This window comes from Pseudomonas sp. LBUM1669, from assembly GCF_059695705.1.
This window is the reverse complement of sequence record NZ_CP166784.1, coordinates 5,164,195-5,187,556: the sequence shown is the minus strand read 5'-3', so window position 1 is coordinate 5,187,556 and position 23,362 is coordinate 5,164,195. Positions and strand designations below refer to the sequence as shown.

Below are 23,362 nucleotides of genomic sequence, written 5' to 3'. Positions count from 1 at the left end.
TGCAACTGGAGTGCTAAATGAGCTTTTTTATCTCTAATGCCATGGCTGACGCTGCTGCACCTGCTGCTGCCGGCCCAATGGGTGGCGGTTTTGAGTGGATTTTCCTGGTCGGTTTCCTGGTCATCTTCTACCTGATGATCTGGCGTCCACAGGCCAAGCGCGCCAAAGAGCAGAAGAACCTGCTGAGCAGCCTGCAGAAAGGCGACGAAGTTGTGACCACCGGCGGCATCGCCGGCAAGATCACTAAAGTGGCTGATGATTTCGTGGTTCTGGAAGTTTCCGACACTGTCGAAATGAAATTCCAGAAAGGCGCCATTGCCGCCACGCTGCCAAAAGGCACGCTGAAAGCGATCTAAGTTTCAACTTCATATTCAATCGACGGGGCGCGCAAGGCGCCCCGCGTCATAAACGGGCGGCGTGATGCTGAACAAATACCCTCTGTGGAAATACATTCTGATCCTGGCGGTGCTGGCGGTCGGTCTGATTTATTCCGCTCCCAATTTATATCCTGATGACCCGGCCATTCAGGTCAGCGGTGCAAGCACTGCGCTGCAAGTCAATCAGGCTGATCTGGACCGTGTGAGCATTGCGCTCAAGGAATCCGGGATCAACGTCAAGGCAGCCACGCTGGCTGCGAACGGCAAGGGCGGTCTGATTCGTCTGACCAAGGCTGAAGATCAGCTGCCGGCCAAAGACGTCGTGCGCAAGGCGTTGGGTGATGACTACGTCGTTGCACTGAACCTGGCACAAACCACCCCGCAATGGCTGCGCAGCCTGGGCGCGCACCCGATGAAGCTGGGTCTGGACTTGTCCGGTGGTGTGCACTTCCTGCTCGAAGTGGACATGGACAAAGCCCTCGACGCACGCTTGAAAGTGTACGAAGGCGATGTGAAGAGCCTGTTGCGTAAAGAGAAACTGCGTTATCGCAGCCTGCCGCAACTCAACGGCGCCATTCAGCTGGGTTTCAGTGATGAAGCTTCCCGCGAACAGGCCCGTGCACTGATCCGCAAGAACTTCAACGATTTCGACATTGTTCCGGCCGACCTCAATGGTCAGGCGGTGCTTCGTCTGGCGATGACCCCGGCCAAGCTGGCGGAAATCCGTGAATACTCCATCAAGCAGAACTTGACCACGGTACGTAACCGCGTCAACGAGCTGGGTGTTGCCGAGCCGATCGTTCAACGTCAGGGCGCCAACCGCATCGTGGTTGAGCTGCCAGGCGTGCAGGACACCGCAGAAGCCAAGCGTATCCTCGGCAAGACGGCCAACCTTGAGTTCCGTCTGGCTGCTGAGCCGGGCGCTTCGAAAGCCACTTCCGAGACTTTTGAGTTCCGTGAAGGTAATCGTCCATCGGCACAGATCGAGCGTGGCCTGATCATCACCGGTGACCAGGTGACTGACGCCAAGGCTGGCTTCGGCGAGCAAGGTACGCCAGAAGTGAACATCCGTCTGGATGGTCACGGTGGCGAGCTGATGAGTCGTGCGACTCGCAGCAACGTTGGCCGCAGCATGGCGGTGATCTTCATCGAGCAGCGTCCAGTCACCACGTACACCAAGCAAATGGTGAACGGCGTTGAGAAAGACGTAGCGGTTCAAACCTTCAAGGAAGAGAAGAAGATCATCAGCCTGGCGACCATCCAGTCGCCGCTGGGTGCTCAATTCCGCATCACTGGCCTGAACGGTCAGGGTGAGTCGTCCGAACTGGCGCTGCTGTTGCGTGCCGGTGGTCTGGCTGCACCGATGTACTTCGCTGAAGAGCGCACCATTGGCCCGAGCCTGGGTGCGGACAACATCACCAAGGGTGTCGATGCATCGCTGTGGGGCATGCTGTTTGTTTCGCTGTTCATCATCGCCATCTACCGCTTCTTCGGCATCATCGCCACCGTCGCTCTGACGGTGAACATGGTGTTGCTGCTGGCCCTGATGTCGCTGCTGGGTGCAACGCTGACCCTGCCGGGTATCGCCGGTATCGTATTGACCATGGGTATGGCGGTCGATGCCAACGTACTGATCTTCTCGCGGATTCGTGAAGAGATCGCGGCGGGCATGACCGTACAACGGGCAATCAGCGAAGGCTTCAGCCGGGCATTTACCGCGATCCTCGACTCCAACCTGACAACGTTGCTGGTCGGCGGGATTCTCTTTGCGATGGGCACCGGCCCGGTCAAAGGTTTCGCAGTGACCATGTCCCTCGGGATCTTTACCTCGATGTTCACGGCCATTATGGTGACCCGCGCGATGGTCAACCTGATCTTCGGCGGTCGTGACTTCAAGAAGTTGTGGATTTAAGGGGCTGCCATGTTACGTACAATCAACTTCATGGGCGTTCGCAACGTTGCGTTCGGCGTCACATTGTTCCTTACCGTACTGGCTTTGTTCAGTGTCGCCACCAAGGGCATGAACTGGGGTCTGGACTTCACCGGTGGTACGCTCATCGAGCTGACCTACGATCGTCCGGCCGATGTCACCAAGGTGCGTGAGCAACTGGTCACCTCGGGTTATAACGAGGCGATCGTGCAGAGCTTCGGTGCGACTACCGATTTGCTGGTACGCATGCCGGGTGAAGACCCGCAGCTGGGCCATCAAGTGGCAGAAGCGCTGCTGAAGGTTGGCGGCGACAACCCGGCGACGGTCAAGCGTGTCGAGTTTGTCGGTCCTCAGGTCGGTGAAGAACTGCGCGACCAGGGCGGCCTCGGCATGCTGATGGCGCTGGGCGGTGTCCTGATCTACCTGGCTTTCCGCTTTCAGTGGAAGTTTGCGGTCGGTGCCATCGTTTCGCTGATCCACGACGTGATCGTGACCGTCGGTATCCTGTCGTTCTTCCAGATTACCTTCGACCTGACGGTGCTGGCGGCGGTATTGGCGATCATTGGTTACTCGCTCAACGACACCATCGTGGTATTCGACAGGGTTCGTGAGAACTTCCGGGTACTGCGCAAGGCCAGCCTCATCGAGAACATCAACATCTCGACCACGCAAACCCTGCTGCGGACCATGGCGACGTCGATCTCCTCCTTGCTGGCGATCGCGGCCCTGTTGTTCTTCGGTGGCGACAACCTGTTCGGCTTCTCCATTGCCCTGTTTATCGGTGTTCTGGCGGGTACTTACTCGTCGATCTACATCGCGAACGTGGTGCTGATCTGGCTGAACCTGAACAGCGAGGATTTGATTCCTCCTGCGGCGAGCGAGAAGGAAATCGACGACCGTCCATAACGGCCATCGCTTTTCCAGCTGTCAGCCCAAAAAGGCGCGAGTTGAACTCGCGCCTTTTTTTATGCTCCAAGGCTGGGAGAAGCGCGGGCTTTGCCCGCATGTGATGGTCAGGAGGTTCATGTGAACAAGTCGTTGCTGGTTGGTGCGGTATTGGGTGCTGTCGGTGTAACTGCCGGGGGTGCTGTTGCCACCTACAGCCTGGTTAAAAGCGGCCCTGAGTATGCGCAAGTGCTAGCCGTTGAACCGGTCAAGACACAAATCAAGACGCCACGTGAAGTGTGCAAGGATGTAGCAGTGACCCGGCAAGCGCCGGTGAAAGATCAACACCAAATTGCCGGTACGGTGGTCGGCGCCTTGGCTGGTGGCCTGTTGGGCAATCAGATCGGTGGTGGTACGGGCAAGAAAATCGCTACAGTGGCCGGTGCGGTCGGTGGCGGTTATGCGGGCAACAAGGTGCAGGAAGGCATGCAGGAGCGTGATACCTACACCACGACTCAAACCCGTTGTAACACGGTGAATGACATCAGCGACAAAGTGGTGGGTTACGACGTTCGTTACTCGCTGGATGGCAAGGAAGGCAAAGTGCGGATGGATCGTGATCCGGGCAACCAGATTCCGGTCGACAAGGAAGGCAAACTGGTCCTGTCGCAGAATGAAGAGAACCGCTAAATAGTGGGGTTTCAGATTCAAAAAGAAGCATCCTGCGGGGTGCTTTTTTTGTGTCCACGATTTAAGCGACACCGCTAACCCTTGTAGGGGTGAGCCTGCTCGCGATAGCAATCTATCATTCGAAACAGGTGGTGACTGATGCATCGCTATCGCGAGCAGGCTCACTCCTACATTGGGTCTGTGGTGTGGCAGGGGTGGATTCCAGTGTCTAGTCCTGAAATAGGTTTACACCTGTTTCACCCCAACGCCCGATGCACCGCATCGGGCGTTTTGTATTTTAAGGACAGGTGCGGGCGTTCCTGGTTGTAGATCAGGATCGCTTCTCGCACCATTTGCTCCGCTTGCGCCAAGTCTGTCGGCCGGTGGAGTAATAGTTCTGTTTTCAAGATGCCGTTGACCCGCTCTGCCAAGGCGTTTTGGTAGCAGTCGTAGCCATCCGTCATCGAACACGTGATGCCATGCTTGGCGTGGAGCTTTTGATACAGCGCCGAGCAGTACTGGACTCCTCGATCCGAGTGATGGACCAGTTTCTGACGTGTTCGACGTGTCTTTAACGCCATGCGTAAGGCTTGGGCCACCGAGTCGGCATGCAGGCTGCCATGCACGTGATAACCGACAATTTTTCTTGAGAAGGCATCTGTGACCAGGCTCAGGTAGACCGGATCGTCACGCTGGGTGGACAGGTAAGTAATATCGGCCACCCAGACCTGTTCCGGACCGGTTGCAACGACTTGCTGCGGGCCTGGCTTTAGCAGATTGGGATGGCAGCGAAAGTGATGATGGCTGTCGGTCGTCTTGTGATACGCCCGTTTCCTGCGAACCAACTGCCGGTGCTCGCGCAGCACTTCAAACAAGCGATCCCGGCCAACATGCAACTCAGGTTTCTCATGCTCCGCGTGCATCAATGACTGGAGCTTGCGTGCGCCAATGCAGGGTTGGCGCACTCGGATTGCCTGCACAAACTTGATGAGTTTCTGATCTTGATCGACTCGCGCCCGATAGACGCGATCACGCTTGTAAAAGGCTTGGCGACTGATCCCCATAAACTGGCAAGCCCTGCTGACACTCAGGGTTTGGGTTTGCGCAACGACTTGCCGGGCCGCTTTTTTACAATGGATACGCCGTAGTCATTCTTCAGGACATCAACCACATCTTCAAAGAATTTGGCTTTCTGATTTGCTAGTGCCAGTTGCTCCTCAAGCTCTTTGATTCTCTGCTCGGGGGTCAAAGGCAAAGTTGGCTCGTCCATCGGTCGAGTCCTCTGCGTACGAATGGAGGCGCCTTGGCTCCAATCTTGTCGACCATGCTTGCGTAACCAGACCAACACCGTCGACCGACCTTGAATCCCATAACGCCGCTGAGCCTCTTTATAACTCAACTCGCCTTTTTCTACTTGGTCGACAACCGACAATTTAAAAGTCAGCGTGTAATCGCGCTGACTACGTTTTGCGCCCGTATCCATTGCACCTTCCTGATAAAAAGCCAGAAGGTGTAAACCTTATTCAGGACGAGACACAGGCATAAAAAAAGCACCCCGAAGGGTGCTTTTTTTTGGGGGCAGTGGCTTAGCGCTTCAGCGAAGCCGGCAGGTGCGGCTGGATCGCCGTCAATACTGCCTTGAAGCACTTGGTGTTACCGGCAACGATATGGCCTTTTTCAAGGAAGTCGTGGCCGCCGGTGAAGTCGCTCACCAAGCCGCCGGCTTCCTGGATCAGCAGGGCGCCTGCCGCCATGTCCCACTCGGACAGGCCCGACTCCCAGAAGGCGTCGAAACGGCCGGCAGCCACGTAGGCCAGGTCCAGGCTCGCCGAACCTGCACGGCGGATGCCGGCGGTCTGGCCCACCAGGGCGCGGAACATGCCCAGGTAGTTGTCGAGGTTGTCCATCTGGTCGTCGCGGAACGGGAAGCCGGTACCCAGCAGGGCGCCGTCCAGACTGGTGCGGCCGCTGACGCGCAGGCGACGACCGTTCAGTTGAGCGCCGCGACCACGGCTGGCGGTGAATTCTTCCTGGCGAACCGGGTCCAGAACAACAGCGTGCTCCAGGCGGCCGCGGTATTTGCAGGCGATACTGACGGCGAAGTGAGGAATGCCGCGCAGGAAGTTGGTGGTGCCGTCCAGCGGATCGATGATCCACAGGTATTCTTCGCCTTCGATCCCGGTGCCGGCGTGCATGCCGGTTTCTTCACCCCGGATCGAGTGATTCGGGTAGGCCTTGCGCAGCGCGTCGATGATTTTCTGTTCGGCGGCGCGATCCACCTCGGATACGTAATCCTTGGCGTCTTTTTCGTCGACCTTGATGGTATCCAGGCGCTCGATGGAGCGGAAGATCAATTCACTGGCGCTGCGGGCGGCGCGCAGCGCGATATTCAGCATGGGCTGCATGGATGTGTCACCTAAGGTTGTTAAAGAAAGCCGGGCATTCTATCAGAACTTTTCTACAGGTGAAGGTTGGTGTTCGCTTTCATAGCTTAACGGTAGGTTGAGCTGTAAGATTCTGCTCCCCAATTCTGTGTGCGAGATTGCCTCCCGTGCTGCATAACATTCGTGTCGTCCTGGTCAATACCAGCCACCCCGGCAACATCGGCGGGGCTGCGCGTGCCATGAAGAACATGGGCCTGTCGCGGCTGGTGCTGGTCGAACCGCGGTTGTTCCCGCACCACGAGGCCGATGCCCGTGCTTCCGGCGCCGGGGACATCCTTGAAAACGCGCAAGTCGTCGCCACCTTGGAAGATGCCCTGGTCGGCTGCAATCTGGTTCTTGGCACCAGCGCCCGTGACCGTCGCATTCCCTGGCCGTTGCTCGATCCCCGCGAATGCGGTGTGAAAGTGGTCGAGGAAGCCGCGTCGGGCGCCGAGATTGCCTTGGTCTTTGGTCGTGAAGATTCCGGCCTGACCAACGAAGAGCTGCAGCGATGTCATTATCACGTGCACATCCCATCTGACCCTGAGTTCAGTTCGCTGAACCTTGGGGCTGCGGTGCAGGTGTTGAGTTATGAAGTGCGCATGTCCTGGCTCGCGGCCCAAGGCCAGCCGAGCAAGGTCGAGAAGGATGAGGTGGCGTCCACTAAAAGTGGTGAGCTGGCGACCATGGATGAGCTGGAGCGATTCTATGAGCATCTGGAGCAGACCCTGGTGGCCATCGAATTCCTCGATCCGGAAAAACCACGGCACTTAATGGCGCGCCTGCGCCGGTTGTACGGTCGCAGCTCGGTGAGCCGGGCGGAAATGAATATATTGCGTGGCATCCTCACGGAAACCCAGAAAGCGGCCCGTGGCGAGCTTCTAAAGCGGAAGGATTAAAAATGTTCGAGCGTTTGCGTGAAGATATCCAGAGTGTTTTCCATCGTGACCCGGCAGCGCGCAACGCCTTTGAAGTCCTGACCTGCTACCCCGGCATGCATGCCATCTGGATCCATCGCCTGTCATCGGCCTTGTGGGGCATGGGCTGGAAGTGGCTGGCGCGGCTGGTGTCGAACTTCGGTCGCTGGCTGACCGGGATCGAGATCCATCCGGGCGCCAAGGTCGGGCGTCGCTTCTTTATTGACCATGGCATGGGCATCGTCATCGGTGAGACCGCCGAGATCGGCAACGATGTCACCCTTTATCAGGGTGTAACCCTCGGCGGCACCAGCTGGAACAAGGGCAAGCGTCATCCGACGCTGGAAGATGGCGTGGTGGTCGGGGCGGGCGCCAAGGTGCTCGGTCCTTTCACGGTGGGCGCGGGCGCAAAGGTCGGCTCCAACGCCGTCGTTACCAAGGCGGTTCCGGCCGGGGCGACGGTGGTCGGGATTCCGGGGCGGATCATCGTCAAGTCCGATGAAGAGCAGGACGCCAAGCGCAAGGCCATGGCCGAGAAGATCGGTTTCGATGCCTACGGTGTTGGCGAAGACATGCCGGACCCGGTGGCGCGGGCTATTAACCAATTGCTCGATCACCTGCAGGCGGTCGATGGTCGTCTGGAGGGGATGTGCGGGGCGTTGAAGGATCTGGGCAGCAATTACTGTGCGAAAGATCTGCCTGAGCTTCGCGAGGAAGACTTTGCCTGTGTGAAGGACAAGGATCAGAGCCAGGCCAGTTAAACCGCGCCGACCCCTTCGCGGGCAAGCCTCGCTCCTACACGGTTGCGCCGATCCTGTAGGAGCGAGGCTTGCCCGCGAAGAACGATAACGCGCAATTGCTGGCTGTACGCCGCCAGCCTTTGCTATGATGCGCGCGCTCTTTTGCGGGTAATCCTGACTAAAGTACTAGGTCTTATAGTTGACTTAAATACTCGGGAATTGCATACTCGCCCCATTCCGAACTCCGTGGTAATTGTCCATGCGACTGACTACAAAAGGCCGATACGCCGTAACCGCCATGCTCGACCTGGCGTTGCACGCGCAGCACGGGCCGGTGTCTCTGGCCGATATCTCCGAGCGCCAAGGCATCTCCCTGTCCTACCTCGAACAGCTTTTCGCCAAATTGCGCCGCAGCAATCTGGTCTCCAGCGTTCGTGGTCCGGGCGGCGGCTACCAACTGTCCCGCGACATGCAGGGCATCCAGGTCGCCCAGGTGATCGATGCGGTGAACGAATCGGTCGATGCGACCAAATGCCAAGGCCAGGGTGATTGCCATCAAGGCGACACCTGCCTGACCCACCACTTGTGGTGCGATCTGAGCCTGCAGATTCACGAATTTCTGAGCGGTATCAGCTTGGCTGACCTTGTAACTCGCCGTGAGGTGCAAGAAGTAGCCCAGCGTCAGGACCAGCGCCGTTGCAACAGCAAGGCGCCACGCCTGGACAAGATTGAAGCGTCCGCCGTCGAATGACAGCCAGAGAGCAAAGCGGTACGCCAGCCAGCCTGATTAGGAGATAGTCCATGAAATTGCCGATTTACCTTGATTACTCTGCGACCACCCCGGTTGATCCGCGTGTTGCGCAAAAGATGAGTGAATGCCTGCTGGTCGACGGAAACTTCGGTAACCCGGCGTCCCGTTCCCACGTGTTCGGCTGGAAAGCTGAAGAGTCCGTCGAAAACGCTCGTCGTCAAGTCGCCGACCTGGTCAACGCCGATCCGCGTGAAATCGTCTGGACCTCCGGTGCCACCGAGTCCGATAACCTGGCAATCAAGGGTGCGGCGCATTTCTATGCGACCAAAGGCAAACACCTGATCACCACCAAGATTGAGCACAAGGCTGTCCTCGACACCATGCGCCAACTGGAGCGTGAAGGCTTCGAAGTCACCTACCTCGAGCCTCGCACCGACGGCCTGGTCACACCAGAGATGATCGAAGCCGCCTTGCGCGACGACACCATCCTGGTTTCGGTCATGCACGTGAACAACGAAATCGGCACCATCAACGACATCGCAGCCATCGGCGAACTGACCCGCTCCAAGGGCATCCTGTTCCACGTCGACGCTGCTCAGTCCACCGGCAAGGTCGAGATCGACCTGTCGAAGCTGAAAGTCGACCTGATGTCGTTCTCTGCCCACAAAACCTACGGCCCTAAAGGCATCGGCGCGCTGTACGTCAGCCGCAAGCCGCGTGTTCGCATCGAAGCGACCATGCACGGCGGCGGTCACGAGCGTGGCATGCGTTCCGGCACCCTGGCGACCCACCAGATCGTCGGCATGGGTGAAGCGTTCCGCGTAGCCAAGGAAGACATGGCAGCCGAGAACATCCGTATCAAAGCCCTGAGCGACCGTTTCTTCAAGCAGGTCGAAGGCCTGGAAGAGCTGTACATCAACGGCAGCATGACCGCCCGCGTACCGCATAACCTGAACCTGAGCTTCAACTATGTTGAAGGCGAGTCGCTGATCATGGCGCTCAAGGATCTGGCGGTTTCGTCCGGTTCGGCCTGCACCTCGGCATCGCTCGAGCCTTCGTATGTGCTGCGCGCCCTGGGCCGCAACGACGAACTGGCACACAGCTCGATCCGCTTCACCTTCGGACGTTTCACCACCGAAGAAGAAATCGACTACGCCGCGCAGAAAGTCTGCGAGGCCGTTACCAAGCTGCGCACCTTGTCGCCGCTGTGGGACATGTACAAAGACGGTGTCGACATTTCGAAAATCGAGTGGGCGGCACACTGATTTCAAGTCGCCGCAAACCGGCCCTGCAAAACCAAGGTTTTCAGGGCTCAAGAGCGACTCTCTGATGAGTGAGGATTAAGAATCATGGCTTACAGCGAAAAGGTCATCGACCACTACGAAAACCCGCGCAACGTCGGCAAGATGGACGCGGAAGACCCTGATGTCGGCACCGGCATGGTCGGCGCTCCGGCGTGCGGCGACGTGATGCGCCTGCAGATCAAGGTCAACGAACAAGGCATCATCGAAGACGCCAAGTTCAAGACCTACGGTTGCGGTTCGGCGATCGCCTCCAGCTCCCTGGCGACCGAGTGGATGAAAGGCAAGACTCTGGATGAAGCAGAGACCATCAAGAACACTCAACTGGCCGAAGAGCTGGCCCTGCCGCCAGTCAAAATTCACTGCTCCGTACTTGCTGAAGACGCTATCAAAGCGGCCGTTCGCGACTACAAGCAGAAGAAAGGCTTGATCTAAGCATTAAGCGACGAGTAAGGAGTCACCGATGGCTATCAGCATGACAGAAGCGGCTGCTCAACACGTGCGACGCTCCCTCAATGGGCGCGGCAAAGGTGAGGGGATTCGCCTGGGTGTTCGCACCACAGGCTGTTCCGGCCTTGCCTACGTGCTGGAGTTTGTCGACGAGGTGGTTGCAGAGGATCAGGTGTTCGAAAGTCACGGCGAGAAAGTGATCATCGACCCGAAAAGCCTGGCCTACCTGGACGGCACCGAACTCGATTTCGTCAAGGAAGGGTTGAACGAAGGTTTCAAGTTCAACAACCCCAACGTGCGCGGTGAATGTGGCTGCGGCGAAAGCTTCAACATCTGAGGCTGCTCGTGGGTACTCCTTGTCATTTCGCTTTATTTGAACTGCAGCCGAGCTTCCGCCTGGATCTCGATCAGTTGGCCACGCGCTATCGTGAGTTGGCGCGCGGTGTTCATCCGGACCGTTTTGCAGATGCTTCCGAGCGCGAGCAGCGGCTGGCGCTAGAGCAATCCGCGAGCCTCAACGAGGCCTATCAGACGCTCAAAAGTCCCCCAAAGCGCGCGCGATATCTGCTCGCCATGGGCGGGCGCGAGCTGCCGCTGGAGGTCACGGTGCATGATCCGGAGTTCCTTCTGCAGCAGATGGAGCTGCGTGAAGAGCTCGAAGACCTGCAAGACAGCGCCGATTTGGCGGGTGTTGCAGTGTTCAAGCGTCGCCTTAAGACGGCTCAGGATGAACTGAACGAAAGCTTCGCAGCCTGTTGGGATGATGCAGCAAAGCGTGAGCAGGCCGAACGCCTGATGCGGCGCATGCAGTTCCTCGACAAGCTCACCTACGAAGTGCGCCAGTTAGAAGAGCGCCTCGACGATTAACCCAGTGCCGCTCCGGTCGCACGCCTGATATACAGATAAGTCCTGATTACGATGGCCCTACTGCAGATCGCCGAACCCGGCCAAAGTCCTCAACCGCACCAGCGTCGTCTGGCTGTGGGGATCGACTTGGGCACTACCAATTCGCTGGTCGCTGCGTTGCGCAGTGGTCTTTCCGAGCCCCTGGCCGACGCCGAAGGGCAGGTCATCCTGCCGTCCGCCGTGCGCTACCACGCCGATCGCGTCGAAGTCGGCGAGTCCGCCAAGCTGGCGGCCGCTACCGATCCTTTGAACACCGTGCTGTCGGTCAAGCGCTTGATGGGTCGTGGTCTGTCCGACGTCAAGCAATTGGGCGACCAACTGCCGTACCGCTTCGTCGGTGGCGAGTCGCACATGCCGTTCATCGACACCATTCAGGGCCCGAAAAGCCCGGTCGAAGTCTCCGCCGACATCCTGAAAGTGCTGCGTCAGCGCGCCGAAGAGGCATTGGGTGGCGAACTGGTGGGCGCGGTGATCACCGTTCCGGCCTATTTCGATGACGCTCAGCGTCAAGCCACCAAGGACGCGGCCAAGCTGGCCGGTCTGAACGTGCTGCGTTTGCTCAATGAGCCGACTGCCGCCGCAGTGGCTTACGGTTTGGATCAGCATGCCGAAGGCCTGGTCGCGATTTACGACCTGGGTGGCGGTACATTTGATATTTCGATCCTGCGCCTGACCGGCGGTGTGTTTGAGGTTTTGGCTACCGGTGGCGACAGCGCCCTGGGTGGCGATGACTTTGATCACGCCATTGCTGGCTGGATCATCGAGAGCGCCGGTTTGTCGGCAGACCTCGACCCGGGTGCGCAGCGTCATCTGCTGCAAGCCGCCTGCGCGGCCAAAGAAGCCTTGACCACTGTCGCGACTGTTGAAGTCGCTTACGGTGACTGGAAAGCGCAACTGACTCGCGAAGCCTTCGATGCGCTGATCGAGCCAATGGTCGCCCGCAGCCTGAAAGCCTGCCGCCGCGCAGTGCGTGATTCCGGCATCGAGCTGGAAGAAGTGCACGCCGTGGTCATGGTTGGCGGCTCGACGCGGGTGCCTCGCGTTCGTGAAGCCGTCGCTGAAGCCTTTGGTCGCCAGCCGCTGACTGAAATCGATCCGGATCAAGTGGTGGCCATTGGTGCTGCGATCCAGGCCGATACGTTGGCCGGCAACAAGCGCGATGGCGGCGAATTGCTCTTGCTCGACGTCATCCCGTTGTCCCTGGGGCTGGAAACCATGGGCGGCCTGATGGAGAAGGTGATTCCGCGCAACACCACCATCCCTGTCGCTCGCGCCCAGGACTTCACGACTTACAAAGACGGCCAGTCGGCCATGGCGATTCACGTGTTGCAGGGTGAGCGTGAGCTGATCAGCGACTGCCGTTCCCTGGCGCGCTTCGAATTGCGCGGCATTCCGGCCATGGTCGCCGGTGCCGCGAAAATCCGCGTGACGTTCCAGGTCGATGCCGACGGTCTGCTCAGTGTTTCGGCCCGCGAACTGGGTTCGGGCGTCGAGGCCAGCATTCAGGTCAAGCCGTCCTACGGCCTGACCGATGGCGAGATCGCCAAGATGCTCAAGGAATCGTTCCAGCACGCCAACGACGACAAAGTCGCCCGGGTTTTGCGTGAGCAGCAGGTCGATGCCCAGCGCCTGATCGAGGCGGTTCAGGCCGCCCTTGATGTCGACGGTGAGCGCCTGCTCGACGCCGAAGAGCGCATGGTCATCGAGCTGCAGATGCAGGAACTGACCGAACTGATGAAAGGCACCGATGGTTTCGCCATCGAGCAGCAGACCAAGCGTCTGTCGCAAGTGACCGACGCTTTTGCTGCCCGCCGCCTGGACTCGACGGTGAAAGCCGCGCTGGCGGGGCGCAACCTGAATGAGATTGAGGAATAACGATGCCGCAGGTCATTTTTCTGCCACACGAAAAGTTTTGCCCGGACGGCATGGTCGTGGAGGCTGAGCCTGGTACGTCCATCCTCGAACTGGCGCATGAGCACCATATCGAGATGGAAAGTGCCTGTGGCGGCGTCTGCGCCTGCACCACCTGCCATTGCCTGATTCGCGAGGGCTTTGACTCGCTGGAAGAGGCTGATGAGCTGGAAGAAGACTATCTTGATAAGGCTTGGGGGCTGGAAGCCCAGTCACGCCTGGCCTGTCAGGCAAAAGTCGGGACTGAAGACCTGACTGTCGAAATTCCGAAATACTCGCTCAACCATGCGGCCGAAGCGCCGCACTGATTCAAGGAAACGTCATGAGTCTGAAATGGGTTGATGTGCTGGAAATCGCGATCCAACTGGCTGAATCCAAGCCGGATACGGACCCGCGTTACGTGAACTTCGTCGATCTGCACAAATGGGTGCTGGCATTGCCGGAGTTCAGTGATGATCCGACCCGCGGTGGCGAGAAGGTGCTTGAAGCCATTCAGGCCGCCTGGATCGAAGAAGCAGACTGAGTCTGCGCCGTATGCAGTTAGGCAATACCAAAGAACCCGCGTATAATTCGCGGGTTTAATTTTTCGCAAATTACCGTTTCTGGAGTTACACCATGGCTGTTCAACGTACTTTCTCCATCATCAAGCCTGACGCTGTTGCAAAAAACGTTATCGGCGAGATCACCACTCGTTTCGAAAAAGCTGGCCTGCGCGTTGTAGCTTCGAAACTGAAGCAACTGTCCAAAGCTGAAGCTGAAGGCTTCTACGCTGAGCACAGCGCTCGCGGTTTCTTCGGCGACCTGGTTGCTTTCATGATCTCCGGTCCGGTTGTCGTTCAGGTTCTGGAAGGCGAAAACGCTATCGCTCTGAACCGTGAGCTGATGGGCGCTACCAACCCTAAAGAAGCTGCTGCCGGCACCATCCGTGCTGACTTCGCTGATTCGATCGATGCCAACGCTGTACACGGTTCGGACTCCGAAGCCGCTGCTGCTCGCGAAATCTCGTACTTCTTCGCAGCTACTGAAGTAACCACTCGCTAAGCATTGGCTTATGAGTGAAGGTGAATCCATGACTACATCGACTGTAAAAACCAACCTGCTGGGTCTGACTCAGCTGGAAATGGAAAAATTCTTCGACTCGATCGGGGAGAAGCGTTTCCGTGCCGGTCAGGTAATGAAATGGATTCACCACCTTGGCGTCGATGATTTCGACGCCATGACGAACGTCAGCAAGGCCTTGCGCGACAAGCTCAAGGCTATTGCCGAAGTTCGCGGTCCTGAAGTCGTCAGCGAGGACATTTCCACCGACGGTACCCGTAAATGGGTAGTGCGCGTGGCGTCCGGCAGCTGCGTCGAGACCGTCTACATTCCCCAGGGCAAACGCGGCACTCTGTGCGTTTCGTCCCAGGCAGGCTGTGCCCTGGATTGCAGTTTCTGCTCCACCGGCAAGCAAGGTTTCAACAGCAACCTCACCGCCGCCGAAGTCATCGGCCAGGTATGGATTGCCAATAAATCGTTCGGCAGCATCCCGGCGACCGCCGACCGTGCCATCACCAACGTGGTGATGATGGGCATGGGTGAGCCGCTGCTGAACTTCGACAACGTCGTGGCCGCCATGCATCTGATGATGGATGACCTGGGCTACGGCATTTCCAAGCGCCGCGTGACCCTGTCCACTTCGGGCGTGGTGCCGATGATCGATGAGCTGTCCAAGCACATCGACGTCTCCCTGGCGTTGTCGCTGCACGCACCAAACGACGCATTGCGTAACCAATTGGTGCCGATCAACAAGAAATATCCGCTTAAGATGCTGCTCGAGTCGTGCCAGCGCTACATGTCGTCCTTGGGCGAAAAGCGCGTGCTGACCATCGAGTACACCTTGCTCAAGGACATCAACGACAAGGTCGAACACGCGGTCGAAATGATCGAGTTGCTCAAGAACATCCCGTGCAAGATCAACCTGATTCCGTTCAACCCGTTCCCGCATTCCGGTTACGAGCGCCCGAGCAACAACGCGATTCGCCGTTTCCAGGATCAGCTTCACCATGCCGGCTTCAATGTCACCGTTCGCACCACCCGCGGTGAAGACATCGATGCCGCGTGTGGCCAATTGGTAGGGCAGGTGCTGGATCGCACCCGTCGCAGCGAACGTTATATCGCCGTGCGTGAGTTGAACGCCGAAAACGATATCGCGCAAAACGCTGCGGAATAAATCAAGAGAGGATCTCTATGTCCCTGCGCTTCGCGCTGCTTTTGCTATTGGCCAGTCTTTGTGCTGGTTGCGTCCTGTCGGGCGATTTCAACCCGATGAAAACCAGCAAAGGTCGCGACGAAGCGCGTACTGCCTACGTGCAACTGGGCTTGGGATACTTGCAGCAAGGCATGACCGAACGAGCGAAAGTGCCGTTGAAGAAAGCCTTGGACCTGGATGACTCGGATCCCGATGCCAATGCGGCGCTTGGGTTGGTGTTTCAGGCTGAAATGGAACCTGAACTGGCAGACCAGCACTTTCGCAAGGCGCTGTCTTCCCGTCCCGACGATGCTCGAATCCTCAATAACTACGGCAGCTTTCTTTTCGAAGAAAAACGTTACAAAGAGGCTTACGAGCGCTTTGAACAGGCCGCCGCCGATACCCTGTATCCTGAGCGTTCGCGGGTGTTCGAGAACCTGGGCATGACCGCTTCGAAGCTGGGGCAGCGTGATCTGGCCCAGCAGCAACTGGAAAAAGCCCTGCGTTTGAACCGCCAACAACCGCGTGCATTGCTGGAAATGGCTGAGTTGTCCTTCGAAGACAGGCATTATGTGCCCGCGCGTGACTACTACGATCGTTTTAGCCTGCTCACCGAGCAAAATGCACGTAGTCTATTGCTCGGCGTTCGGCTGGCAAAAGTGTTTGAAGATCGCGACAAGGCCGCCAGTTTTGGCCTGCAACTAAAACGACTCTATCCCGGTACGCCGGAATATCAGCAATACCTGTCGGAGCAATGATGAAAGCGGCGCATCCCGAAGTTGTAGCAGCGAATCGCGTTAACCCCGGTGACACTTTGCGCCAGGCCCGCGAAAGCAATGGCTGGTCGCTGGCCGAAGTGGCCCTCAAGCTCAACCTCACCGTTAATTCCTTGAGTAATCTGGAAGCCGGCGCTTTCGACAAGCTACCGGGGCACACCTTTGCTCGCGGTTATATTCGCGCGTATGCCAAATTGTTGGGCATGGACCAGACCGTTCTGGTGCAGCAGTTCGACCAATCCACCGGTACCGATTCCCAGGGCAGCAACGTCCACAGCCTTGGGCGTATCGAAGAACCAGTTCGGGTTTCCCACACTATTTTGCGCATTGTCAGCCTGCTGTTGCTGATCGCAGTGATTGGCGGTGGTTTTGTCTGGTGGCAGGATCAAACCTCGCTGCGCACCAAGGACCTGATCACCCCGAGCCCGGAGCACGTCGAAGTCGAAGGCGCTGACGGCACCACCCAGATCCACCCGCTGGACGAGCCGGAAGATCAGGCCGTCGCGCAAGGCCAGGCTGAAGGTGCAACCGCGCTTGCGTTGCCGCAATCCGAGAATTCCACTGAAGCACCGGCCGAGGCTGAAGCCACTGCACCTGCCGCCGCGCCGACTCCACCTGCTGCCCCCGCTGCCCCTGCCGCACCGGCGCACAGCACCGTTCCGGTTGTCGCGACTCCCGTAGCGCAGGCTCCGACGGCTCCTGTTGTATCGACCCCGCCTGCAAGTGCTTCGGTGACGCCGACCATTCCCGCTCCGGCAGCCGCTGCTCCGGTGGCCGGCCAAGGCCAGGTTCAACTGCAATTCACCGCCGATTGCTGGACTCAGGTTACCGATGGCACTGGCAAGGTGCTGTTGAGTGGCCTCAAGCGCAAAGGCGAAAGTGTTTCCGTCAGCGGCAAGCCGCCGTTTGCCGTGCGTCTGGGCTTCGCCCGTGGCGCGCAGGTCAGCTACAACGGGCAGGCGGTTGATGTCGCTCCGTTCACCAGTGGCGAGACTGCTCGCCTGAAGTTGGGTCAATAAGTCATGCACGGCGAATCTCCAATCAAACGTCGCGAATCCCGCAAGATCTGGGTCGGTAACGTGCCCGTTGGCGGCGATGCGCCTATCGCTGTTCAGAGCATGACCAACAGCGACACCAATGACGTGGCCGCCACCGTGGCCCAGATCAATCGCCTGGAAGCGGCTGGCGTCGATATCGTGCGGATTTCCGTGCCTGACATGGACGCCGCCGAAGCCTTTGGCAAGATCAAGCAACTGGTCAAGGTGCCGCTGGTTGCCGACATCCACTTCGACTACAAGATTGCGCTGCGCGTAGCCGAACTGGGCGTTGACTGCCTGCGGATCAACCCGGGCAACATCGGTCGTGAAGACCGCGTGCGCGCGGTGGTCGATGCCGCCCGTGATCGCGGGATTCCGATCCGCATCGGCGTCAATGCCGGTTCCCTGGAAAAAGACCTGCAAAAGAAATACGGCGAGCCGACCCCGGCGGCGCTGGTCGAGTCAGCCCTGCGTCACGTCGAACACCTTGAACGCCTGAATTTCAAGGATTTCAAGGTCAGCGTGAAGGCCTCCGACGTGTTCATGGCCGTCGCCGCCTACCGCCTGCTGGCCAAGGAAATCGTCCAGCCGCTTCACTTGGGCATCACCGAAGCCGGTGGTTTGCGCTCAGGCACAGTGAAATCCGCCGTGGGCCTCGGTATGCTGCTCGCCGAAGGGATTGGCGATACTATTCGCATCTCGTTGGCGGCCGACCCGGTCGAGGAAGTGAAAGTCGGCTACGACATTCTCAAATCCCTGCACCTGCGTTCCCGTGGCATCAACTTCATCGCCTGCCCGAGCTGCTCGCGGCAGAACTTCGATGTGGTCAAAACCATGAACGAGCTGGAAGGGCGCCTCGAAGATCTGCTGGTACCGCTGGATGTCGCGGTCATCGGTTGCGTGGTCAACGGGCCGGGCGAAGCCAAGGAAGCCCATATCGGCTTGACCGGCGGTACGCCAAACCTGATTTACATCGACGGCAAGCCGGCGCAGAAACTGACGAATGACAATCTGGTGGATGAGCTTGAACGCTTGATCCGCCAGAAAGCGGCCGAAAAGGTCGAGGCCGACGCGGCAGTTATCGCCCGCGGCTGAGCCCGACTGAAGAGCCGAACGAATTTAAGGATTTATAGTGAGCAAGTCTCTGCAAGCCATACGTGGCATGAACGACATCCTGCCCGAACAGACCCCCCTGTGGCGTCATTTCGAGGGCACCGTCTCGCGTCTGCTGGATAACTACGGTTACAAGCAGATCCGCATGCCGATCGTCGAGTTCACCGAGCTGTTCAAGCGCTCCATCGGTGAAGTGACCGACATCGTCGAAAAAGAGATGTACACCTTCGACGACCGCAACGGCGACTCCCTGACCCTGCGCCCCGAAGGCACGGCGGCCTGCGTGCGTGCGGTGCTCGAGCACGGCATCACCGGCGGCGGCCAAGTGCAGAAACTCTGGTACATCGGCCCGATGTTCCGTCACGAACGTCCGCAAAAGGGCCGTTACCGCCAGTTCCACCAGATCGGTTGCGAAGTCTTCAACCTCGACGGTCCGGACATCGACGCCGAGCTGATCGTGCTGACCTGGCGCCTGTGGGGCGAGCTGGGCATCCGTGATGCGGTCAAGCTCGAGCTCAACAGCCTGGGCACCGCCGAGTCCCGTGGTCGTTATCGCGAAGCGCTGGTCGAGTTCCTGTCGGCCCGCCTGGACAAGCTGGACGAAGACAGCCAACGCCGTCTGAAGACCAACCCTTTGCGGGTGCTCGATACCAAGAACGCCGACACTCAAGCGGTTCTGGTCGACGCGCCGAAAATGGCCGACTACCTGGATGAAGAATCCCGCGTGCACTTCGAGGGCCTGAAGGCTCGTCTGGACGCGGCGGGCATTCCTTACGTGATCAACCCGAAGCTGGTTCGCGGGCTGGATTACTACAGCAAGACCGTTTTCGAATGGGTCACCGACAAGTTGGGCGCCCAAGGCACCGTGTGTGCCGGTGGTCGTTACGACGGTCTGGTGGAGCAGATGGGCGGTAAGCCGACCCCGGGCGTTGGTTTCGCCATGGGTATCGAGCGCCTGGTTCTGTTGCTTGAAACTCTGGAGCAGATCCCGCAAGAGATTTCCCGTCAGGTCGACGTTTACCTCTGCGCCTTCGGCGAAGCCGCCGAGCTGGCCGGTCTGGCCCTGAGTGAACGTGTGCGTGATCAATTGCCCAACCTGCGCCTGCAAGTCAATGCCGGCGCCGGAAGCTTCAAAAGCCAGTTCAAGAAGGCCGACAAGAGCGGTGCGCTGTATGCGCTGATCCTCGGTGACGACGAAATGGCCCAGCAAGTGGTAGGTTTCAAACCCCTGCGTGGCCAGGGCGAACAACAAAGCATTGCCTGGGATGCGCTTGCTGCACACCTGGCCACCTGCGTCGTGCAGGGTTGAAGCTGTCATAAACAGCCGATTTAGCGATTAAGGAGTATTGGGGTGTCGAGTACCGAAGACGAAAACCTGGCAGATTTGAAGGACTGGTGGACACGCAACGGCAAGCCCCTGGTCACTGGCGGCCTGTTGGCGCTGGTCATCGTGTTCGGCTGGCAGGCTTTTCAGAAGTATCAGAGCAATCAGTCGCAAGGCGCCTCGATTCTCTATCAGCAATTGCTCGAAACCACGCTGACGCCTGATGGCAAGCCTGATGCCGCCCGTGTTTCGGACCTGGCCGGCAAGCTCAACAGCGAGTTCGGCGGTAGCGCCTATGCACAGTACGGCAGCCTGTTCGTGGCGAAAGTCGCGGTCGACAGCGGGAAGCTGGACGACGCGGCCACCGAGCTGAAAGCCATCGTTGCCAAACCGGCCAACCCGGCGCTGGGCGAAATCGCCCGTCAGCGTCTGGCGCAGGTGCTGGCCGCGCAGAACAAGGTCGATGAAGCCCTGAAGCTGCTCGAAGGTGATGCGGACAAGGCGTTTCTGGCCACTCGCGAAGAACTCAAAGGCGACCTGCTGGTGCAGTTGGGTCGTACCGACGAAGCAAACGCGGCGTATCAAAAAGCCAAGGCGGCACTGTCGGATGAAGCGGCGGTCGGTGGCCTACAAATCAAGCTGGACGACCTGGCCAAAGGGGATGCGTGACGTGATCCGTTGGAAACATGCAGCATTGCTGGCTCTGGCCGTTTTGGCCGCGGGTTGCAGCAGCAACAGCAAAAAAGAACTGCCACCGGCCGAGTTGACCGACTTCAAAGAAGAAGTGGTTCTGCAAAAGCAGTGGAGTCGTTCGATCGGTGACGGTCAGGGCGAAACCTACAACATGCTGGTGCCGGCGATCGATGGCGATACCATCTATGCCGCCGACGTCACGGGTGAAGTCGTGGCGATGGATCGCAGCAATGGCGACGTCAAATGGAAGAAGGACCTTGATCTGCCTGTTTCCGGCGCCGTTGGCGTAGGTTACGGTCTGCTCACGATCGGTACGATCAAGGGTGAAATCGTTGCCCTGGACGCGATCAACGGTGAAGAGAAATGGCGCGCTCGCGTGTCCAGTGAAGTCCTCGCACCGCCGGCCAACAACGGTGACGTGGTTGTGGTTCAGACTCAGGACGACCGTCTGATCGGCCTGGATGCCGCCACCGGCACCCAGCGCTGGTTGTATGACAGCACGCCTGCGGTCCTGACCTTGCGCGGCACCAGCGCACCGATCGTCACCAACCGCTTCGCGGTGGCTGGCCTGTCGACCGGTAAAGTGGTCGCTCTCGATATTTCCAACGGCGTGCCGGTGTGGGAACAAAGGGTCGCGATTCCACAAGGTCGTTCGGAACTGGAGCGTGTGGTCGATATCGACGGCGGCTTGCTGCTGTCCGGCGGTACGCTGTATGTCGCCAGCTACCAGGGTCGCGTTGCGGCACTGGATCTGGAAAGCGGTCGTCAGCTCTGGCAGCGTGATGCTTCCAGCTATGCCGGCGTCGCCCAGGGTTTCGGCAGCGTTTACGTGAGCCTGTCCTCGGGCACCGTTGAAGGCGTCGACGAACGTTCCACCACAGCGTTGTGGAGTAACGATTCGCTGGCCCGTCGTCAACTGTCGGCTCCGGAAGTGTTCTCCAGCTATGTTGCAGTCGGTGATATGGAAGGCTACCTGCATCTGCTGAGTCAGGTGGACGGTCGTTTCGTCGGCCGCGAGCGCATCGACAGCGACGGCCTGCGCGCACGTCCGCTGGTGGTGGGTGATACGATTTATGTGTATGGCAACAGTGGCAAACTGGAAGCACTGACCATCAAGTAAAGATTTGACTATGCTTGGGGTTAACCCCCAGGCAGCCCCGTAACCATGGGGTTCGCAGCGCCCTCAAGCGCTGCCCCGAGCACCAGCCGCTGCCTCGCAGCGGCTTTTGTATTTTCTGAAATAACGAAGTGGAGAGCCGCATGGTTCCCGTAATCGCCCTGGTGGGCCGACCGAACGTCGGCAAGTCCACCTTGTTCAACCGCCTGACCAGGACTCGTGACGCCATCGTCGGCGACTTGTCCGGTCTGACCCGTGATCGCCAATACGGTGAGGCCAAGTGGCAAGGGCGTTCCTACATTCTGGTCGACACCGGCGGTATCTCCGGTGACGAGCACGGTATGGACGAAAAAATGGCCGAGCAGTCACTGCTGGCCATTGAAGAAGCGGATGTCGTTCTGTTCCTGGTAGATGCCAAGGCCGGTTTCACCGCCGCCGACCAGATGATCGCCGAGCATTTGCGCAAACGTAACAAGCGTTCTTACGTGGTTGCCAACAAGGTCGACAACATCGACCCTGAAATGGCCCGCGCCGAATTCGCCCCGTTGGGCATGGGCCACGCGATCCCGATCGCCGGTGCTCATGGTCGTGGCATCACCCAGATGCTGGAAATCGCCCTCAGCGACTTCCCGAAAGACGATGACGAGCTGGAAGAAGGCGAGGAAGAGATCGTTGCCGAAGGCGAGGAAGCCAAGCGCATTCCTGGTCCTAGCGAAAAAGACGGGATCAAGATCGCGATCATCGGCCGCCCGAACGTCGGCAAGTCGACTCTGGTCAATCGCATGCTCGGTGAAGACCGGGTAATCGTCTATGACGAGCCCGGCACCACCCGCGACAGTATCTACATCCCGTTCGAGCGTAACGACGAGAAGTACACGCTGATCGACACCGCCGGTGTGCGCAAGCGCGGCAAGATCCACGAAGAAGTCGAAAAATTCTCCGTGGTCAAAACCCTGCAGGCGATCAAAGACGCCAACGTGGTGATCTTTGTGATGGACGCCCGCGAAGGCGTGGTCGATCACGATCTCAACCTGCTGGGCTTCGCCATTGAGTCGGGTCGTGCGCTGGTGATCGCGATCAACAAGTGGGACGGCATGACGCCGAGCGAGCGCGACTTCGTGAAGGTCGAGCTGCAACGTCGACTGTTCTTCGTTGACTACGCCGACATTCACTTCATCTCGGCCCTGCACGGCACGGGCGTGGGCAACCTCTACGCCTCCGTACAGAACTCGTTCAAGTCTGCGGTCACCCGCTGGCCAACCAACCGCCTGACCACGATTCTGGAAGATGCGGTCGGTGAGCACGCGCCGCCGATGGTTAACAACCGCCGGATCAAGCTGCGTTATGCCCACTTGGGCGGTGCTAACCCGCCGATTATCGTGATTCACGGTAACCAGATCGAGAAAGTGCCGAAGTCTTACGTCCGTTATCTGGAAAACACTTACCGTCGTGTCTTGAAGCTGGTCGGTACGCCGATCCGCATCGAGTTCAAGGGCGGCGAGAACCCGTACGAAGGTAACAAGACCTCGCTCACCGACCGTCAGGTCAACAAGAAGCGCCGCATGATGTCGCACCACAAAAAGGCCGACAAAAAGCGCCGCGACAAGCGCTGATTCACAATTGCCTGCACATTGGTGCGGGCATCTTGTGGTCAGCGAGCTTGGTGTGGCGAGGGAGCTTGCTCCCGCTCGGTTGCGCAGCAGCCGCAATGCAGCCCACGCGGTTTAGCTGGACGAACGCGGTTGCAGGTAATGGGACCGCTTCGCGGTCCAGCGGGAGCAAGCTCCCTCGCCACAGGTTCTGTGGTGAATG

At 58.7% G+C, this 23,362-nt stretch carries 25 protein-coding genes; 23 read left to right on the top strand and 2 right to left on the bottom strand.

Translation table 11 applies throughout. The features are described from left to right. Positions 1-17: 17 nt before the first annotated feature. The 4 genes from yajC (at position 18) to ACA051_RS24020 (ending at position 3,882) form a co-directional block, all read left to right on the top strand. Positions 18-356: a preprotein translocase subunit YajC gene (yajC, locus tag ACA051_RS24035; protein WP_007916913.1), complete on the top strand. Its 339-nt coding sequence runs from the start codon at positions 18-20 to the stop codon at positions 354-356. 64 nt (positions 357-420) lie between these two features. Continuing rightward, a complete protein-coding gene (gene secD / locus ACA051_RS24030; RefSeq protein WP_497372189.1) occupies positions 421-2,289 on the top strand; it encodes a protein translocase subunit SecD in 1,869 nt (622 codons plus the stop codon). Between the two features lie 9 nt (positions 2,290-2,298). Further along, on the top strand, positions 2,299-3,213 hold the full coding sequence (gene secF / locus ACA051_RS24025; protein ID WP_497305245.1) for a protein translocase subunit SecF: 915 nt from the start codon (positions 2,299-2,301) through the stop codon (positions 3,211-3,213). Positions 3,214-3,333: 120 nt separating this feature from the next. Further along, positions 3,334-3,882: a glycine zipper 2TM domain-containing protein gene (locus ACA051_RS24020; RefSeq protein ID WP_027922743.1), complete on the top strand. Its 549-nt coding sequence runs from the start codon at positions 3,334-3,336 to the stop codon at positions 3,880-3,882. Between the two features lie 236 nt (positions 3,883-4,118). On the opposite strand, the gene ACA051_RS24015 is transcribed toward ACA051_RS24020, so the two are convergent. Beyond that, a protein-coding gene (locus tag ACA051_RS24015) for an IS3 family transposase (RefSeq protein WP_497303223.1) occupies positions 4,119-5,344 on the bottom strand; the annotation gives its coding sequence in 2 pieces (ribosomal slippage) (positions 4,119-4,993 and positions 4,993-5,344; 1,227 coding nt in all). A 103-nt stretch (positions 5,345-5,447) separates the two neighbouring features. Beyond that, on the bottom strand, positions 5,448-6,266 hold the full coding sequence (gene suhB, locus ACA051_RS24010; protein WP_137218382.1) for a type III secretion system regulator SuhB: 819 nt from the start codon (positions 6,264-6,266) through the stop codon (positions 5,448-5,450). A gap of 146 nt (positions 6,267-6,412) precedes the next feature. Between suhB and trmJ the strand changes: the two genes are divergently transcribed. From trmJ to der, 19 genes are all read left to right on the top strand, one after another. After that, on the top strand, positions 6,413-7,183 hold the full coding sequence (gene trmJ, locus ACA051_RS24005; RefSeq protein ID WP_010457884.1) for a tRNA (cytosine(32)/uridine(32)-2'-O)-methyltransferase TrmJ: 771 nt from the start codon (positions 6,413-6,415) through the stop codon (positions 7,181-7,183). A 2-nt stretch (positions 7,184-7,185) separates the two neighbouring features. After that, complete coding sequence (cysE, locus tag ACA051_RS24000; protein WP_033061461.1) at positions 7,186-7,962, top strand: serine O-acetyltransferase; 777 nt, start codon at positions 7,186-7,188, stop codon at positions 7,960-7,962. Positions 7,963-8,200: 238 nt separating this feature from the next. After that, complete coding sequence (gene iscR / locus ACA051_RS23995; RefSeq protein WP_007903581.1) at positions 8,201-8,692, top strand: Fe-S cluster assembly transcriptional regulator IscR; 492 nt, start codon at positions 8,201-8,203, stop codon at positions 8,690-8,692. 50 nt (positions 8,693-8,742) lie between these two features. Next, complete coding sequence (locus ACA051_RS23990; protein WP_497305242.1) at positions 8,743-9,957, top strand: IscS subfamily cysteine desulfurase; 1,215 nt, start codon at positions 8,743-8,745, stop codon at positions 9,955-9,957. A gap of 84 nt (positions 9,958-10,041) precedes the next feature. Then, positions 10,042-10,428, top strand: a complete 387-nt coding sequence (gene iscU, locus ACA051_RS23985) for a Fe-S cluster assembly scaffold IscU (protein ID WP_003443374.1) — start codon at positions 10,042-10,044, stop codon at positions 10,426-10,428. Positions 10,429-10,456: 28 nt separating this feature from the next. Continuing rightward, complete coding sequence (gene iscA, locus ACA051_RS23980) at positions 10,457-10,780, top strand: iron-sulfur cluster assembly protein IscA (RefSeq protein WP_007903589.1); 324 nt, start codon at positions 10,457-10,459, stop codon at positions 10,778-10,780. Between the two features lie 8 nt (positions 10,781-10,788). Beyond that, positions 10,789-11,310, top strand: coding sequence for a co-chaperone HscB (gene hscB, locus ACA051_RS23975; RefSeq protein WP_497310654.1), 522 nt, complete (start codon positions 10,789-10,791; stop codon positions 11,308-11,310). A 51-nt stretch (positions 11,311-11,361) separates the two neighbouring features. Beyond that, complete coding sequence (gene hscA / locus ACA051_RS23970; protein WP_497372187.1) at positions 11,362-13,224, top strand: Fe-S protein assembly chaperone HscA; 1,863 nt, start codon at positions 11,362-11,364, stop codon at positions 13,222-13,224. Between the two features lie 2 nt (positions 13,225-13,226). Beyond that, positions 13,227-13,568 carry an ISC system 2Fe-2S type ferredoxin gene (gene fdx, locus ACA051_RS23965; RefSeq protein ID WP_219094529.1) on the top strand — a complete coding sequence of 114 codons (342 nt, stop codon included), beginning with the start codon at positions 13,227-13,229 and terminating at the stop codon, positions 13,566-13,568. 14 nt (positions 13,569-13,582) lie between these two features. Beyond that, complete coding sequence (gene iscX, locus ACA051_RS23960; protein WP_282375258.1) at positions 13,583-13,783, top strand: Fe-S cluster assembly protein IscX; 201 nt, start codon at positions 13,583-13,585, stop codon at positions 13,781-13,783. A gap of 92 nt (positions 13,784-13,875) precedes the next feature. Continuing rightward, entirely contained in the window at positions 13,876-14,301 is a 426-nt protein-coding gene (gene ndk / locus ACA051_RS23955; RefSeq protein ID WP_007916882.1) for a nucleoside-diphosphate kinase, read from the top strand. Between the two features lie 28 nt (positions 14,302-14,329). Beyond that, positions 14,330-15,472, top strand: coding sequence for a dual-specificity RNA methyltransferase RlmN (gene rlmN, locus ACA051_RS23950; RefSeq protein WP_497305237.1), 1,143 nt, complete (start codon positions 14,330-14,332; stop codon positions 15,470-15,472). 17 nt (positions 15,473-15,489) lie between these two features. Continuing rightward, the gene (pilW, locus tag ACA051_RS23945) at positions 15,490-16,248 is read left to right on the top strand and encodes a type IV pilus biogenesis/stability protein PilW (protein ID WP_497305235.1); all 759 of its coding nucleotides are present in this window, start codon (positions 15,490-15,492) and stop codon (positions 16,246-16,248) included. Further along, entirely contained in the window at positions 16,248-17,285 is a 1,038-nt protein-coding gene (locus ACA051_RS23940) for a RodZ domain-containing protein (RefSeq protein ID WP_497372185.1), read from the top strand. Before pilW ends, ACA051_RS23940 begins: the two co-directional genes overlap by 1 nt. 3 nt (positions 17,286-17,288) lie before the next feature. Continuing rightward, positions 17,289-18,398 carry a flavodoxin-dependent (E)-4-hydroxy-3-methylbut-2-enyl-diphosphate synthase gene (gene ispG / locus ACA051_RS23935; protein WP_133840204.1) on the top strand — a complete coding sequence of 370 codons (1,110 nt, stop codon included), beginning with the start codon at positions 17,289-17,291 and terminating at the stop codon, positions 18,396-18,398. Between the two features lie 37 nt (positions 18,399-18,435). Further along, positions 18,436-19,725: a histidine--tRNA ligase gene (gene hisS, locus ACA051_RS23930; protein ID WP_403100086.1), complete on the top strand. Its 1,290-nt coding sequence runs from the start codon at positions 18,436-18,438 to the stop codon at positions 19,723-19,725. A gap of 42 nt (positions 19,726-19,767) precedes the next feature. Next, positions 19,768-20,409, top strand: coding sequence for a tetratricopeptide repeat protein (locus ACA051_RS23925; protein ID WP_109634605.1), 642 nt, complete (start codon positions 19,768-19,770; stop codon positions 20,407-20,409). Continuing rightward, positions 20,402-21,553, top strand: a complete 1,152-nt coding sequence (gene bamB, locus ACA051_RS23920; protein WP_497305229.1) for an outer membrane protein assembly factor BamB — start codon at positions 20,402-20,404, stop codon at positions 21,551-21,553. The genes ACA051_RS23925 and bamB overlap by 8 nt, the downstream gene beginning before the upstream one ends. 140 nt (positions 21,554-21,693) lie before the next feature. Then, positions 21,694-23,163, top strand: a complete 1,470-nt coding sequence (gene der / locus ACA051_RS23915) for a ribosome biogenesis GTPase Der (RefSeq protein ID WP_008147761.1) — start codon at positions 21,694-21,696, stop codon at positions 23,161-23,163. Positions 23,164-23,362 lie beyond the last annotated feature (199 nt).